Below are 15,888 nucleotides of genomic sequence, written 5' to 3'. Positions count from 1 at the left end.
TGTCCAACCCTGAATCCGATGAAGGCCGGAAAATACTGCGATTCCTTGTATAAGCAAGCGGTTTTTTGCGGGTGCGGCAAGCCATGGCTCAATCGTCTTTTTTCAGCGTGTCACGCAAGGCGGCAAGGCCCGCAAATGGCTTGGTATCTTCATCTTTCAGCGGCGTCTTGCCGGGTTCCGTGACAACGGTTTCGCCCAGTTCGGCATCGGCCGCGCGCGGGTAAAGCGGCAAAGCAAGTGCCAGCGCCTCGGTCATGACGGCCTGCAGGTCCAGCATATCCGGCAGCGCTTCGGCCCGGTCGTCTTCGGGCATCTCGACCTCTTCCTCGTCGGGCAGCTCGGGCATGTGCGCAAGGTACAGGCGTTCCACGTCCTCTTCGATGCGGGTGGTCACGGGGGCCAGCGTCACGACGCAGGGCTGGGTGACGGTGGCGCCGAGATGCGCGATCAGCCGCCAATCTTTTTTTCCTTCGGGGGCAAGCTCGCCCGTGAACGACAACTTGCGAAGCCCGGAGATCCCCAGATCGTCCGCAATCGCGCGGTTTTCCTCGGGTGTGGGGCGCAATTCGAACGTGACGGCGCGCGAGGGCGGCAGCTCGGACATGAGAAAACGGGTCGGGGCTTTGGTCATCGTTCAGTGCTTCCATTCTTGAACCCTGACGGTTCCTTCTGTAATCGGGATAGAAGGCACCGGGTGCCATGGCAAGGGGGGCGTCGATGGTCCGCAAATTCGTTGCAATTCTGTGCGTTCTCGTCGTGGCGGGATGTACATCGGTCTATCGCAACCATGGCTACGTGCCCAAGGACGAGGAATTGTCCGAAATCGTGGTCGGCGTGGATACGCGCGACACCGTGGCCGAAACCGTCGGCTCACCCTCGGCCGGGGGCGTCCTGGACAGTTCGGGCTATTACTATGTCCAGAGCCGTGTGCGCCACTTTGCCTATCGCCGCCCCGAGGTGGTCAGCCGCGAGGTTCTGGCCATCACCTTCGACAACGCGGGCGTCGTGCGCAATATCGAACGCTTTGGCCTGGAAGATGGCCAGGTCGTGCCGCTGACGCGCCGCGTGACCGAAACCGCCGCATCGGATAACGGCTTCCTGCGGCAGCTTCTGCGCAACCTCGGCAACTTCGCCGCGGGCGATATTCTGGAATAAGCGCGCTAACCTTCGCCTTGTCGTCACATCTTGTGTGCTATTCGGCCTGCGATTACATTTTGCGCAGGGCTCATTGCAGGATGGCCGCCATGACGACACTGAAGCGGGGCCGCTACAACGCGCGCCTGGCCGACGCGCCAGACGACCTGACCGCCGCGCAACGCTTGCGGCACCTGTGCTTCCACGGAACCGATGGCGTGGATGCTGACCGGTTCGATGACATTTGCGCGCACGTCCTGATCGAGGACGCGAAGACCGGGCAACTTGTCTGCTGTTTCCGATTCCTGCCGCTGAAGGACGGGGCCGAAATCGACCGTAGCTATTCCGCACAATATTACGAGCTGTCCCGCCTGCGCACCTTCCGCGGCCCCATGGTGGAGCTGGGCCGGTTCTGCATCCATCCGCATTTCCGTGACGCCGACATCCTGCGCGTGGCCTGGGGGGCGATGACGGCCTATGTCGATGAAAACGGCGTCGAGCTGCTGTTTGGATGCTCGTCCTTCAAGGGGACCGAAGCCGACCAGTATCTGGATGCCTTCACCGTTCTGCGCGACCGCCATATCGCCCCCAAACGCTGGCTGCCGCGGGTCAAGGCGCCGCGCGTCTTTCGTTTCGCCCAGCTTTTGCGGCGCAAGCCCGACGCGAAGCTGGCGATGCTGCGGATGCCGCCGCTGCTGCGCACCTACCTGCTGATGGGGGGATGGGTCAGCGATCACGCGGTCGTCGATGACCAGATGAACACGCTGCATGTGTTCACAGGTCTGGAAATCAGCGCCATTCCGCCGGCGCGCAAGAAACTGCTGCGCGCTGTGGCCGGTTGAACCGCTTGACGGCCACGGGGCGCGGGGATAGCTGCGCGTCATGGCACGCGCACCTTTGCTTCAACTCAATGACATCTCGCTGACTTTCGGCGGCGATCCGGTTTTCTCCGGCTTGTCGCTCGTGGTGCAGCCCGGCGACCGGGTGGCGCTGGTGGGGCGCAACGGGTCGGGCAAGTCCACCCTGATGAAGGTGATGGCCGGGCTGGTCGAACCCGATACCGGCGAACGCGTCGTTCCGCCGGGCATTTCCGTGGGCTACATGGAGCAAGAGCCCGACATGGCCGGTTTTGCCACGCTGGGCGACTATGCGGCCAGTGCCTTGGAACCCGGTGAGATGTATCGCGTCGAGATGGCGGGCGAGGGGCTGAAATTCGACCCCGCGCGCCCTGTCGCGACCGCCAGCGGCGGCGAGCGGCGCCGCGCGGCCCTGGCCAAGCTGATGGCCGAGGCACCCGACCTGATGCTGCTGGACGAGCCCACGAACCACCTGGATATCCAGGCGATCCGCTGGCTGGAAAACGAGTTGAAACAGACCCGCGCGGGGTTTGTCCTGATCAGCCACGACCGCGCCTTTCTCAGGGCGTTGACCCGCGCCACGCTCTGGATCGACCGCGGCGCCGTGCGCCGCCGCGAGGAAGGGTTCGAAGGCTTCGAGGCGTGGCGCGACAAGGTCTGGGAAGAAGAGGACACCGCCCGCCACAAGCTGGACCGAAAGATCAAGGCCGAGGCCCGCTGGGCAGTCGAAGGCATCAGCGCACGGCGCAAGCGCAACCAGGGCCGGGTTCGCGCCCTGCAGGAATTGCGCGCCGACCGTGCCGCCCAGATCAAACGCCAGGGCACGGCAGCGATGGAACTGGCCGATGGCCCGAAATCCGGCCGCAAGGTGATCGAGGCGAACGGAATTTCAAAGGCTTACGGCGAAAAGGTGATTCTGCGCCCGTTCGACATCCGCATCCTGCGCGGGGATCGCGTGGCGTTTGTCGGGCCGAACGGTGTTGGCAAGACCACGCTGCTTAAACTGCTGATGAAGGAAATCGACCCTGACACCGGCACCGTAACGCATGGCACCAACCTCGTGCCCGCCGTGTTCGACCAGGCGCGCGCGCAGCTCGACCCGGACATGACGCTGTGGGACAGCCTGACCGGCGACCCGGACATGCGCGTTTCCGGCAAGGCCGATCAGGTTCTGGTGCGCGGTCAGCCCAAGCATGTGGTGGCCTATCTCAAGGATTTCCTGTTCGACGACGCCCAGGCGCGCGCGCCTGTCCGGTCGCTTTCGGGCGGGGAAAAGGCGCGGCTTTTGCTGGCCAAGCTGATGGCGCGGGAATCGAACCTTCTGGTGCTCGACGAACCGACGAACGATCTGGATATCGAAACGCTGGACCTGTTGCAGGAACTGCTGGACGATTTCGACGGCACCGTTCTGCTGGTCAGCCACGACCGCGATTTCCTGGACCGCGTCGCCACCACCACCATCGCGATGGAAGGGGATGGCCGCGCCACCGTCTATGCCGGCGGTTGGAGCGATTACCAGGCCCAGGCGCAGACAGCCGCGCCTGAGGAAAAGGCAGAAAAATCAAAGCCGAAAGAGCCAGAAGTCAAGCGCGACTCGAAGAAAGAAAAGCCCGCCAGCCAGGGGCTGACCTTTACCGAAAAGCACCGGCTCGAAGCGCTGCCGGCCGAGATCGACCGCCTCGGCGCCGAGATTGCCAAGCTGGAAGAGCTGCTGGCCCAGCCCGATCTATACACCCGCGAACCGGTGAAATTCCAAAAGGCGACCGAGGCGCTGGTTCAACGCCAGACCGCCCTGGCCAATGCCGAAGAGGAATGGCTGACCCTCATGGAAAAGGCCGAGGCGTAGGAAACGCCCCGGCCTTGCCGTGTCTTGCAAGCATCGTGATGCGCAATCAGCGCATCCGCAGCGCGCCGTCGATGCGGATCGTTTCGCCGTTCAGGTAACCCGACTCGGTGATAAACCGTGCCAGTTCGGCGTATTCGCGCGGATCGCCCAGGCGTTTGGGGCAGGTGACGTCCATCGCCAGTTGCTGGCGCACCTCTTCGGGCAGGCTCATCAGCATCGGCGTCAGGAAGATGCCGGGTGCAATCGCCATAACGCGGATGCCTTCGCGCGACAGGTCGCGCGCCATGGGCAGGGACATGCCCGCGATCCCCGCCTTGGACGACGCATAGGCCACCTGGCCCTTCTGGCCGTCAAAAGCCGCGACCGATGCGGTGTTGACGATCACGCCGCGCTGGCCGTCCTCGGTGGGGTCGTTCTTGGCCATCTCGACGGCGGCCAGGCGAGACACGTTGAAGGTGCCCACCAGGTTGATGCCGATCACGCGGTTATAGTGGTCCAGGCTGTGCGCGCCGTCCTTGTGGATGGTCTTTTCCGCCGTGCCGACGCCCGCGCAGTTGATCGCGGCGTTGATGCGGCCCATGGCCTTGACGGCGGTATCGACCGCGTTCTGTACCGATGACTCGCTGGTGACGTCGGTTTCGACGAAGGTCGCGCCGATCTCGTCGGCGACCTTCTGGCCGCGTTCGGCGTCGCGGTCGAGGATCGTCACCTGCGCGCCGCTTTCGCGGAACAGGCGCGCCGTCGCCTCGCCAAGGCCCGAAGCGCCCCCGGTGATGATCGCAGCGGTATCTTGCATTTTCATGGCTGTGGCCTTTCCTGCCGGTCAATTGAACATGCGTTCAGATAACGCAGCGTCAGCCGCCCTGTCAAAGTGTGCGCGGCTGAACGTAGCGTCCGATGAACGCCAGTTCGATCACGGTCAGGATGATACGCCAGATGTGGTGGGCCGTCACCAGCGCCGGGTTGGCATTGAGGCTGAGCGCGACAAGCGCCATTTCCGTCACGCCGCCTGGCGCGAAGCTGACCATCAGAACGTCGATCGGCTGTCCCGTCAGGCGCACCAGCACCAGTGCGAACGCCAGCCCGATCGACAGCATCAGGCCCACCGACAGGATACCAAGGCCCGCACCGCGCAGCACCGCGCGCCCGCGCAAGCCCCCGAGCCGCATGCCGAGACTGGCCCCGATCACCACCTGGCAGACCGAGATCATCCAGTTCGGCAGGTCCAGCACGCCGAGGCCGGTCGAGCTGACGATGGCGGCGGCGAATAGCGGGCCTGTCAACTGCCAGGCGGGCAGGCGCAGCGGTTTGCCGATCAGGATCCCGATAAGTCCCGTAAGAACAACAAGATGCACATGGCTGAAATCCGACGGGCTGGCATGTGCGAGGGTCATGCCGCTGGCGCTGCCTACGGGCGCGCCCATCCAGATCGACAGCCCCACGGGCACCATCGTGATCACCAGGATGATCCGCAGGAACTGCTGCATCGTCAGCGTGGCGATATCGGCGCCCGCGGCCTCGCCCATGGCGATGGATTCCAGCAGACCGCCGGGTGTGCCGGAATAGAATGCCGTGGCGGGATCGTATCCTCCGACATGTCGGAAGATCAGGTAGTTTCCACCATGCGCCAGCCCGACGAACAGCACGATCGCGGTAAAGCTGGCCAGCATCGCCGGCAGCAGGTCCAGCAGGTCGGGCGACACCTGCGCCCCGATCATCACACCGATCACAGCCAAAAAGATCAGGCGGAATTTCTGAGGGAAAACATAACCTTCCGGGATCGCGCGGGCAAACAGCGTCGCGCTGAGAGCGGTGGCCACAAGGCTGCCCAGCATGAAAGGCAGGGGCGTGTGCAAAAGATGGGCCGCAAACCCACCAAGCCCGCCCACCAGCACCAGGGCCAGCGTTGTCAGAATGCTGTCACGCGTCATTGAAAACCGTCCGTTGCCTGCATGCTATAGCGCAGCGCCAACCGGAATGCCAATGGGGGGAAGGCTTGGAGCGGGTGAAGGGAATCGAACCCTCGTCTTCAGCTTGGGAAGCTGCGGCTCTACCATTGAGCTACACCCGCTTGAGCGCGCCAGAGGTATGCCAGCGCGCCGGTTCCGTCAAGACCGTTTCACGGGCCGCAAACCCGTGTCCCGTATATTCCTGCGGTCCGTAAATATGCCGAAACCGCGCGGTTTCGGCGCGGCACCGCGCGGTTCAGGACGGGTCGGCCAGATAGTCGGTGTCGGCCACCTTTTCCAGCCAGTCGGCGGCGCTGTCGCCCTCTTTCTCCTGGATCGCGATATGGGTCATCGCGCAGTCGGGTGCGGCGCCGTGCCAGTGTTCTTCGCCCGGTTCGAACCAGACGACATCGCCGGGGGAAATTTCCTGCACCGGGCCGCCGCGCTTGCCGATACGGCCCTTGCCGGAGGTGACGATCAGGGTCTGGCCGTAAGGATGGGTGTGCCATGCCGTGCGCGCGCCCGGCTCGAACGTGACGGTCACGGCGTTGATGCGCGCGGGCGGCTCGGCCGAGATGACGGGATCGAACCGGACGGTGCCGGTGAAGTAATCGGGGTTGGGCCCTTGCGAGGGGCGGCTGCCCGCACGGTGGATTTTCATTGCTGCCTCCTGACGATGTGTTGCGGGCAGGATAGCCGTGTGAGGGGGCAGGGCAAGGCGGTTGGGTGCCGGGGGCGGAGCAGGCGCTTGGGGCAGCAGGGTAGAACGGCCCGAAAGCGGTTGATTTCATCGCACGACCTTCAGCGCCAGTAGTGCCTGCGACACCGCGCTGCGGAGCGCCAAAGAGCAATGCGAAATCACGAGCTGCTTTTCGCTTTTCGAAAAACGTGCCCAATCCCTTGCCTGCAAGGCGCCCGGAATGACGGATCGTCCGGTTACCTGTTTGCCTTCGACAATCTGATCGCCGGTTTGAGGATCCAGGAGGGATGCGGTCAAACCGACGGTACAGGCATTTTCCCCGATAACCGCCTTGTTGGCCGCAGGGTTGCGCACCCACAATACAAACCGCGGTTGATATTTTTCGGCTTTGTTTTTCTCGGCCCCTGCAACCGCGGCGATTGCAATGAGCCCACCGCCAAGCGCAAAGAAATCGCGCCCGGGATTGTAGTTTTGACCCAGCATATCCAGCGGCGTTTGCTGAAGCACGATGACCGCATCGTTCTGCTTTGCCGCGGCGCCAGTATGCGAGGATACGCTTGAAACAACCGTGCCGACAGGGCCGAGCTGCTCCTTCACGAAACCGCTTGCCGCCGACGCAGCGTTCCATCCCAACTTGCCGTCAATCGGTTGAGGTTCGGAAAATGCGGCTTCCCAATATGTCGATACAACCCTGTCGCCGATTTGAGTGACCAAGGCGACCTTCGAGTATTGTGCCGTCGCATCACTGGGAACACCTACCTGGGTGGTTTCTACGCACCCGGCCAAACCTACGACCGTGACCAGACCGATGAGTAGACTGAAACCTTTGGTGTTCATGACCTTTCTCCTGTCAGTGTTTCGCAGAAAATCTTCATGGATCAGTGAACACTGACGAAAAACCGACATGCCTTGATCCGGATCAATTCAGAAAACCGGGATTGCCGTAACGACAACCTGCCAAGGGAACGATGCTGACGCTTGATAACGACGCATGACTGTCCGCTCAGAAGGCAAGCCTGCTGTTGGCTGCTTTCGCGAGTGGAGCGCGGAAGTTCAGGCGCAGTGACGCGCTATCCCCGCCGCCGGCGTCTGCGGCCGCCTTCGGCGTCGCCGCCGCCGGTGTTGAAGCTGACAGCGGGCAGGGGCACCACGGCCGACAGTTCCGGGAACGGGTCGGTCGCGTGCGGGATCGCGTTGGCGGCGACGAAATGTTCCTGGAATTTCGGCTCGATCGCGGTTTCGACCTTGGTGATCTCGCGCACTGTCTTTTCAATCGCGGCGCGGGCGGCGACGTTGTGCAGCGCGATGCGCGCGCCGGTGCCCGCCGCGTTGCCCGCGCTTGTCACGCGGTCGAGCGGCACGTCGGGGATCATGCCCAGCACCATCGCGTGCTTGGGGCTGATATGCGCGCCGAAGGCGCCAGCCAGAACCACGCGGTCGACCCGGTCGACGCCCATTTCGTCCATCAACAACCGCGCACCGGCGTAAAGCGCCGATTTCGCCAGCTGGATCGCGCGGATATCGCCCTGCGTCACGCTGATCAGGGGGCCGCCCTCGGCGGTGCCGTCATGGATGACGTAGGAATGCGTCCGCCCATCGGCCACGCAGCGCGGCGTGCCTGTCTGTGCCGCCGACCCGATCAGCCCGGACGGGTCGAGAAGGCCCGCCATGCGCATCTCGGCCACCGCCTCGATGATGCCCGATCCGCAGATGCCGGTGATGCCGGTTTCGGCCACGGCGGCGTCGAACCCGTCCTCGTCCGACCACAGCTCGACCCCGATCACGCGAAAGCGCGGTTCCTTTGTGGCGGGGTCGATCTCGATCCGTTCGATGGCGCCGGGGGCGGCGCGCTGGCCCGAGCTGATCTGCGCGCCTTCGAAGGCCGGTCCGGTGGGCGAAGAGCAGGCCAGCACGCGTGTCTTGTTGCCCAGAAGGATCTCGGCATTTGTGCCGACATCGCAGACCAGCACGAGGTCTTCGGATTTGTCGGGTTCTTCCGACAGCGCCACGGCGGCGGCATCTGCGCCCACATGGCCCGCGATGCAGGGCAGCACATAGGTGCGGGCGCGGGGGTTGATCGCGGTCATGTCCAGTTCGCGGGCCGGCAGCGACAGGCTGTCCGAGGTCGCCAGCGCAAACGGTGCCTGGCCCAGTTCGACCGGGTCGATCCCCAGCGCGAGGTGGTGCATCACCGGATTGCAGACCAGCGTGATCTCGCAGATCAGCGTGGCGTCGATCGACGCCTCGTCGGCCAGTTCCTGCGCCAGCGCGTTCAGCGCCTCGCGCACCGTGCGGGTCATTTCGGCGTCGCCGCCGGGATTCATCATGGCATAGCTGACCCGGCTCATCAGGTCTTCGCCAAAGCGGATCTGCGGGTTCATCAACCCTGACGAGGCCAGAACCTCGCCGGTGTCCAGATTGCACAGATGGCCCGCGATGGTGGTCGAGCCGAGGTCGATCGCCAGGCCGTAGATGCCGCCCTCGTGCAGGCCCGGCCAGATGTCGATCAGGCGCGCGGGGCCGCCGGTGTGATCGTGGTAAAGCGCGACGGTGACCTGCCACTTGCCCTTGCGCAGGGTCGGCTGGAGCTTGCCCAGAACGCTGAGATCGGCGGTGATCTCGCCGATTTCCCATTGTTCGCCCAACGCGCGTTCGAGGCGTTCGAGATCGCCGGTGGGCTCGTGCATGTCGGGTTCCTGCACCTCGACGAAATAGAGCCGCGTGGCCGGGTCCATCGTGATCGCGCGGGCCGATGCGGCCTTGCGCACGACCTGGCGGTGGACCTGGCTTTCGGGGGGCACGTCGATCACGACATCGCCCTGCACCGTGGCCTGGCAGCCCAGACGCCGGCCCGGTTTCAACCCGCGTTTCTGCTGGTAGCGTTCCTCGACCGCGTTCCATTCCGACAGCGCGTCATCGGCGACGGTGACGCCATGTTTGGAAAATTCGCCATAGGACGGCGTGACTTGGCATTTCGAACAGATGCCGCGCCCGCCGCAGACGCTGTCGAGATCGACGCCCAGTTGCCGGGCCGCCGTCAGGATCGGGGTGCCCCTGGCGAACCGCCCGCGTTTGCCCGAAGGCGTGAAGATGACAAGGGGATCTTTGGAGGGATCGGTGCTCATGTCTGGCCCTGCTTGTTCGCGCTTGCGCAGAACATAGACGCTGAGGCGCCGTGCGAAAGGCGGCAAACGTCATTTTTCGCGCCTTGGGCGGCAGATGCGGCTGAAATCTTTTCCAGATGATGTTCGATCCGGTTCAGGAAAAACCGCGCGCGTGAAAGATGAAGCCCAGCGTATTTAGCAAAAGCTGTGCCGCCAGGATCGAGGTCGAGCCGGTCGGATCGTAATCGGGGGCGACCTCGACAAGGTCGATGCCCACGACCTCGTGCCGCCTTGCGAGGGCCTGCATCATCTCCAGCACTTCGTAGTAGAGAAACCCGCCATGGCTGGGCGTGCCGGTGCCCGGTGCGATCGAGGGGCAGAAGCCGTCGATATCCACAGTGACATAGACGCGTGCGCCTTGCGGGATGCGGTCTATCACCGTCTGCGGGCCGAGATTGCGGGCCTGGCGCACACTGAGAATGTCCGAGCCCATTGCGCGCGCGGCGTCGTAACCTTCTTTCGCGGTGGAACTGACATTGCGGATACCCACCTGGGTCAGCCCGGTGACATAGGGTTTTTCTGCCGCGCGGCGCATCGGATTGCCATGGCCGCGCGTCACGCCGTGGCGTTCGTCGACGAAATCGAGATGCGCGTCGATCTGCAGGATGTGGATGTCGCCCCGGCCTTCGAACGCCTCGATGCAGGGAATGTTGATGGAATGATCGCCGCCGATCACCACCGGCAGCGCACCGGCGTCCAGGATCGCGCGCACGCCGGTTTCGATATTGGCGTGGCTCTTGCTTGTGTCGGTATGCACGATGTCGGCGTCACCGATATCCACGATCCGCACCGAGCCGGGAAGGTAGGTCACGTCGTCCTCGTGATCGTAGGCACCCGCGTGGCCGAAGGAAAACAGCGTCGAGGCCTCGCGCACGCCGCGCGGCCCGAACCGGGCGCCTGCACGCCATTGGGTGCCGAAATCGAACGGCGCGCCAAGGATCGCGATATCGGCGTCGATCGTGGACCAGTCGCTGACATAGGGGCGTTTGCCGAAGGTCGAAATGCCCACGAATGGCAGGTCGAGCCGCCCGTCTTGATACCCGTGCCCAGCCATATCTTGCGCTCCTTTTTGTTCCGGCCGCGAGATTGGCCGCGATTGTCGCAGCGGGCAAGCGGGAATCGGGCTTTCCACCGGCGCGCATCCATGCGATAGGGACGTGCCAACCGAACCCCTCCCAAGGAGTTGCCCCATGGAGATTCGCGAGGCCCTGACCTTCGATGATGTTCTGCTTGTTCCCGCCGCGTCGTCCGTGCTGCCATCGACGGCGGATACGCGCACGAAAGTGACCAAATCCATTTCGATGAACATTCCATTGCTGAGCTCGGCGATGGACACGGTCACCGAAAGCCACATGGCGATCACCATGGCGCAGGCCGGCGGTATCGGCGTCATTCACAAGAACCTGACGGTCGATGAACAGGCCCGCGAGGTGCGCCGCGTGAAACGGTTCGAATCCGGCATCGTCTACAACCCCGTCACGCTGACCCCGAACCAGACGCTGGCCGACGCCAAGGCGCTGACCGAGCGGTATGGGTTCACCGGGTTTCCCGTGGTCGATGAAAAGCACCGCGTCGTCGGCATCGTGACCAACCGCGACATGCGGTTCGCCGAAAAGGACGACACGCCGGTGCGGGTGATGATGACCGCCGACAACCTGGCGATCCTGCGCGAACCGGCTGACCGCGAAGAGGCGATCAGCCTTATGAAGGCCCGCAGGATCGAAAAGCTGCTGGTCACCGACAAGGACGGCAAGCTGACCGGCCTTCTGACGCTTAAGGATACCGAGCAGGCGGTGCTGAACCCGACGGCATGCAAGGACCAGTTGGGACGTCTGCGCGTCGCCGCGGCGACCGGCGTGGGCGATTCCGGGTTCGAACGGTCCGAGGCTCTGGTCGATGCGGGCTGCGACATCATCGTGGTCGATACCGCCCACGGTCACAGCCAGGGCGTGCTGGACGCGGTCGGCCGGGTCAAGAAGCTGTCGAACGAGGTGCAGGTGATCGCGGGCAACGTTGCCACATCCGAGGCGACACGGGCGCTGATCGATGCGGGCGCGGACGCGATCAAGGTGGGGATCGGGCCGGGCTCGATCTGCACGACGCGGATGGTGGCCGGCGTGGGCGTGCCGCAGATGACCGCGATCATGGATTGCGCGGCCGCCGCGGGCGACGTGCCGGTCATTGCCGATGGCGGCATCAAGTTCTCGGGCGATTTCGCCAAGGCGATCGCGGCGGGCGCGTCCTGCGCGATGGTGGGCAGCATGATCGCGGGCACCGACGAATCCCCCGGCGAGGTGATCCTGTACCAGGGCCGGTCGTTCAAGGCCTATCGCGGCATGGGCAGCCTGGGCGCGATGGCGCGCGGCTCCGCCGACCGGTATTTCCAGAAGGACGCCGCCAGCGACAAGCTCGTGCCCGAAGGCATTGAAGGGCAAGTGCCCTACAAGGGGTCGGCAGGCGCGGTGATCCACCAGCTGGTGGGCGGCCTGCGCGCTGCGATGGGCTATACCGGTTGTGCCACGGTCGAGGAAATGCGCAGCAACTGCCGTTTCGTCAAGATCACCGGCGCCGGACTGAAGGAAAGCCATGTCCATGACGTGCAGATCACGCGCGAAAGCCCGAACTACCGGATCATGTAACTTTATCATGGGGTTGCAGGCTGGTCTTGAGGTGCGGATTTGACGCCGGGCGCGCGCGTGGAGGCAGCGGCCGGGATCCTCGATACCGTGCGTGACGGCACCCCGGCCGAGGTTGCGCTGACCCGATGGGCGCGCGCCTCGCGCTTTGCCGGGTCCAAGGACCGCGCGGCGGTCCGGGATCATGTGTTCGATGCCCTGCGGCGCTGGCGGTCTTGTGCGGTGCGTGGGGGCGCGGATACCGGCCGGGCGCGGATGATCGGCCTCTTGCGCGAGGAAGGCGCCGATCTGGCCGCGCTATTCAACGGCGCAGGCCACGCACCGGCACCGCTGAGCGCGCAAGAATTGGAAGCCGGCACCGAACCGCAGGGGGCGGATGCGCTGGATCTGCCCGACTGGCTTTTGCCGCTTTGGCAACAAAGCCTTGGCGACGCGGCATCCGATGTGGCCGAAACCCTGCGCCATCGCGCGCCGGTCATGCTGCGCGTCAACACCCTGCGCGGCACACGTGACGCAGCACGCGGCGCCCTGGCCGAAGCGGGCATTGCCGCCATGAACGCGGCCAGCGCCCCCACGGCCCTGATCGTCACCGAAGGTGCGCGGCGCATTGCCCAGTCGGCCCCCTATACGGCCGGGTTGGTCGAATTGCAGGACGGCTCCAGCCAGGCGATGGTGCATGAAATACCGGATGTAAGCTCCCGAAAGATTTTGGATTTTTGTGCTGGTGGTGGTGGCAAGGCGCTGGCCCTGGCCGCGCGGTTCGGGTGCCCGGTTCTGGCCCATGACGCCGCGCCGGACCGGATGAAGGATATCCCCGCGCGTGCCGCCCGGGCCGGTGCCGACATCCGCCTTGCCGGTAACGCCGAGGTCGAGGCGGCCGCACCCTATGATCTTGTCCTGGTCGATGTGCCCTGTTCAGGCAGCGGTGCGTGGCGCCGAGCGCCGGAAGGCAAGTGGACGCTGACGCCCGACAAGCTGGAAGCGTTGAATACCACGCAGGACCGCATTCTTGAGCAAGTCGCCCCGCTCGTTGCGCCCGAGGGCGTGCTGGCCTATGCGACATGTTCTCTCCTGGAATGCGAGAACTCGCAAAGAGTGGAGGCGTTCCTGCAACGGCGGAAAGACTGGCGCCTTGTCCACGAGCGCCGTTGGTTGCCGGGTGCCGAAGGCGACGGCTTTTACCTGGCTGTTTTGGCGAAGTAGGCGTCAGAAATACAACTTCAGAGAGATTTTCTGCCGTGTTAAACCCCGGTTAACGCATCGCGCGCCTTAATGCGCCGATACAGATTGCATCGGGGGCAGCGACTTGGCCGACACCGTGATTTCCCAAGGTCCATTCACGCGCGGTGCGGCTCGCGTGCTGCAGCGCGGCGGTGTCGTTATGCTGCTTGGGTGCATCTGCCTCATGGCCGCCTGGAGCCTGCCAAACCGGGCGCTTGCGCTGGGCAGCCTGACGATGGGGGCCACATTGCTTTCGGCTTTTGCAGTCGCCGGGATCGGCGTATGGCTGCATGAAAGGCGAAAGAACCGCGCGCTCGACCTTGTGAAAGGGTTTGTCGACAACGACGTTCTGCCGACCTTTGTCACCGATGGCGACGGCGCGATCCGCAGCCGCAACGCTGCCGCGGAAAAGCTTGCGGGCGGTGCAAACACGATGGCCGGGGCGCTGGAGCGAAGTTTCGCCAATCCGGGGGCCGTGCTTTTCCGCCTCCAGACCAAGGCGGCAAGCGACGGCCACGCCGGCGAAGACGTCGTTTCGCGGCGTGGGCATACCCGGATCTCGGCCCACCGGCTGGAACCGAATGCCTTTCTCTGGCGTCTCGAAGACATGGCCGACCGCGTGGCGGGCGGGCGCGGGTCGGTCGCGCTGCCGTTGCTGACGGTCGGGCGCAGCGGCACGGTGCTGTCGATGAACGACGCCGCGCGCCGTCTGATCGGCGATCGGCACAAATCGCTCGACCGGATTTTCCCGGACCTTCCGCTCAGGCCCGGGCACGTCCAGAAGGTCAGCACCGCCGAAGGTGGCATCGATTGCCTGATCGCCCAATCCGAAGGGGTTGCAGGCCGGCGCGAGATATTTCTTTTGCCGCCGCCGGCCGACATGCGGAAAACGCCGGCGACGAACGAATTCTTCGACACATTGCCCGTCGCGCTGGTGCAGGTCGATGCCCGCGGGCATGTCAGGCGCGCCAACCGCATGGCGCTGGAGCTTCTGGGAAGGATGGATTGCGAGGGTCAGCCCCTGTCTTCGCTGATGGAGGGGTTGGGCCGCTCGATCTCGGACTGGATCGCGGATGCACTGGCCGGCCGGTTGCCCCGCCATTCGGAGTTTCTGCGACTGGCCCGATCCGACCGCGAGGTGTTCGTACAGGTGGCGCTGCACGCCACCGGGGACACCGGGCAGGCCGAGCTTATGGCGGTGTTGTCGGACGCGACCGAGTTCAAGACCCTCGAGGCGCAATTCGTGCAGAGCCAGAAGATGCAGGCGATCGGTGAACTGGCCGGTGGTGTCGCCCACGATTTCAACAACCTGCTGACCGCGATAACCGGGCATTGCGACCTGCTGTTGCTGCGCCACGACCAGGGCGACCCGGATTATGCCGACCTCGTTCAGATCAACCAGAACGCCAACCGGGCGGCCGCGCTTGTGGGGCAGTTGCTGGCGTTCTCACGCAAGCAGACCCTGCAGCCCGAAACGGTGGATATCCGCAACACGCTGGCCGACCTGGCGCATCTGCTGAACCGGCTGGTTGGCGAACGGGTGACGCTGTCGCTGATCCACGATCCGGCGCTGCGCCCGATCCGCGTGGACAAACGGCAGCTTGAGCAGGTGTTGATGAACCTTGTCGTGAACGCGCGCGATGCCATGCCGCAAGGCGGCGAAATCCGTATCGAAACCGATTGCCTGCGGCTGGATGCCCCCCTGTCGCGCGATCGTGCGACGGTGCCGGCGGGCCGCTATGTCACGATCCGCGTCAGCGACGATGGCGGCGGCATGGATGACGACGTGCGGCAAAAGGTGTTCGAGCCGTTTTTCACCACAAAGGCCGTCGGGCAGGGCACCGGGCTTGGCCTGTCGACGGTCTATGGCATCGTCAAGCAAAGCGGCGGCTACATCTTTGTCGACAGCACGCCGGGGCAGGGCGCGTGTTTCACGCTGTATTTCCCCGCGTTGGAGGATTCGGGCCGCGACGTCGCGCCTGCTGTGCACAAACCGTCGGTGCCCGCGAAACCGGCCGACGGGGTGATCCTGCTGGTCGAGGACGAGGCGCCCGTGCGCGCCTTTGCGGCGCGGGCCCTGCGGTTGCGCGGCTACACGGTGATCGAGGCGGAGTCGGCCGAGGCCGCGCTGGAACTGCTACGCGATCCGGCACTCGAAGTGGACCTGTTCGTGACGGATGTCGTGATGCCGGGACGCGACGGGCCAAGCTGGGTGCGCGAGGCGCTGCGCGACCGGCCTGACGTGCAGGTGGTGTTTGTGTCGGGATATGCGGAGGAAAGCTTTGGCGAGGCGCAAAAGGACTTGCCCAATTCCGTCTTTCTTCCCAAGCCTTTCTCTCTCAACGATCTGACCGAAACGGTGCAGCGCCAGATGCATTGAC

General features: G+C 64.5%; 13 protein-coding genes and 1 tRNA gene. 6 read left to right on the top strand and 8 right to left on the bottom strand.

All coding sequences use genetic code 11. The features are described 5' to 3' along the window. Positions 1–88: 88 nt before the first annotated feature. Positions 89–631 carry a YceD family protein gene (locus BLT50_RS16545; protein WP_245723430.1) on the bottom strand — a complete coding sequence of 181 codons (543 nt, stop codon included), beginning with the start codon at positions 629–631 and terminating at the stop codon, positions 89–91. Between the two features lie 86 nt (positions 632–717). Between BLT50_RS16545 and BLT50_RS16540 the strand changes: the two genes are divergently transcribed. The 3 genes from BLT50_RS16540 to BLT50_RS16530 all read left to right on the top strand — a co-directional run bounded on the left by BLT50_RS16540 (position 718) and on the right by BLT50_RS16530 (position 3,837). Then, on the top strand, positions 718–1,155 hold the full coding sequence (locus BLT50_RS16540) for an outer membrane protein assembly factor BamE (RefSeq protein WP_245723429.1): 438 nt from the start codon (positions 718–720) through the stop codon (positions 1,153–1,155). A gap of 89 nt (positions 1,156–1,244) precedes the next feature. Further along, on the top strand, positions 1,245–1,976 hold the full coding sequence (locus BLT50_RS16535; protein WP_090030113.1) for a GNAT family N-acetyltransferase: 732 nt from the start codon (positions 1,245–1,247) through the stop codon (positions 1,974–1,976). A gap of 40 nt (positions 1,977–2,016) precedes the next feature. Continuing rightward, a complete protein-coding gene (locus BLT50_RS16530; protein ID WP_090030001.1) occupies positions 2,017–3,837 on the top strand; it encodes an ABC-F family ATP-binding cassette domain-containing protein in 1,821 nt (606 codons plus the stop codon). A 46-nt stretch (positions 3,838–3,883) separates the two neighbouring features. On the opposite strand, the gene BLT50_RS16525 is transcribed toward BLT50_RS16530, so the two are convergent. The 7 genes from BLT50_RS16525 to speB all read right to left on the bottom strand — a co-directional run bounded on the left by BLT50_RS16525 (position 3,884) and on the right by speB (position 10,704). Then, positions 3,884–4,639 (bottom strand): 3-hydroxyacyl-CoA dehydrogenase, encoded by a 756-nt coding sequence (locus BLT50_RS16525; protein WP_090029999.1) that lies wholly within the window; start codon positions 4,637–4,639, stop codon positions 3,884–3,886. A 64-nt stretch (positions 4,640–4,703) separates the two neighbouring features. After that, positions 4,704–5,768: an AbrB family transcriptional regulator gene (locus BLT50_RS16520; RefSeq protein WP_090029997.1), complete on the bottom strand. Its 1,065-nt coding sequence runs from the start codon at positions 5,766–5,768 to the stop codon at positions 4,704–4,706. 66 nt (positions 5,769–5,834) lie between these two features. Then, positions 5,835–5,908 (bottom strand) — tRNA-Gly (locus tag BLT50_RS16515). Between the two features lie 134 nt (positions 5,909–6,042). Then, complete coding sequence (locus BLT50_RS16510; RefSeq protein WP_090029995.1) at positions 6,043–6,447, bottom strand: (R)-mandelonitrile lyase; 405 nt, start codon at positions 6,445–6,447, stop codon at positions 6,043–6,045. A 126-nt stretch (positions 6,448–6,573) separates the two neighbouring features. Next, positions 6,574–7,323, bottom strand: coding sequence for a hypothetical protein (locus BLT50_RS16505; RefSeq protein ID WP_090029993.1), 750 nt, complete (start codon positions 7,321–7,323; stop codon positions 6,574–6,576). Between the two features lie 233 nt (positions 7,324–7,556). After that, a complete protein-coding gene (locus BLT50_RS16500; protein WP_090029991.1) occupies positions 7,557–9,611 on the bottom strand; it encodes an ASKHA domain-containing protein in 2,055 nt (684 codons plus the stop codon). A 133-nt stretch (positions 9,612–9,744) separates the two neighbouring features. After that, entirely contained in the window at positions 9,745–10,704 is a 960-nt protein-coding gene (gene speB, locus BLT50_RS16495; protein ID WP_090029989.1) for an agmatinase, read from the bottom strand. A gap of 136 nt (positions 10,705–10,840) precedes the next feature. On the opposite strand from speB, the gene guaB reads away from it, so the two are divergent. From guaB to BLT50_RS16480, 3 genes are all read left to right on the top strand, one after another. Beyond that, positions 10,841–12,289, top strand: a complete 1,449-nt coding sequence (guaB, locus tag BLT50_RS16490; protein WP_090029987.1) for an IMP dehydrogenase — start codon at positions 10,841–10,843, stop codon at positions 12,287–12,289. Positions 12,290–12,328: 39 nt separating this feature from the next. Continuing rightward, entirely contained in the window at positions 12,329–13,489 is a 1,161-nt protein-coding gene (locus BLT50_RS16485; RefSeq protein WP_090029985.1) for an RsmB/NOP family class I SAM-dependent RNA methyltransferase, read from the top strand. A 178-nt stretch (positions 13,490–13,667) separates the two neighbouring features. After that, a complete protein-coding gene (locus BLT50_RS16480) occupies positions 13,668–15,887 on the top strand; it encodes a hybrid sensor histidine kinase/response regulator (RefSeq protein ID WP_090030111.1) in 2,220 nt (739 codons plus the stop codon). The last annotated feature ends 1 nt before the right edge of the window (position 15,888 follow it).

Origin of the sequence: Lutimaribacter saemankumensis (genome assembly GCF_900100005.1) — a bacterium.
Lineage (GTDB): Bacteria > Pseudomonadota > Alphaproteobacteria > Rhodobacterales > Rhodobacteraceae > Lutimaribacter > Lutimaribacter saemankumensis.
The sequence above is the reverse complement of the archived record's forward strand: the minus strand, read 5'-3'. Positions and strand labels throughout refer to the sequence as shown.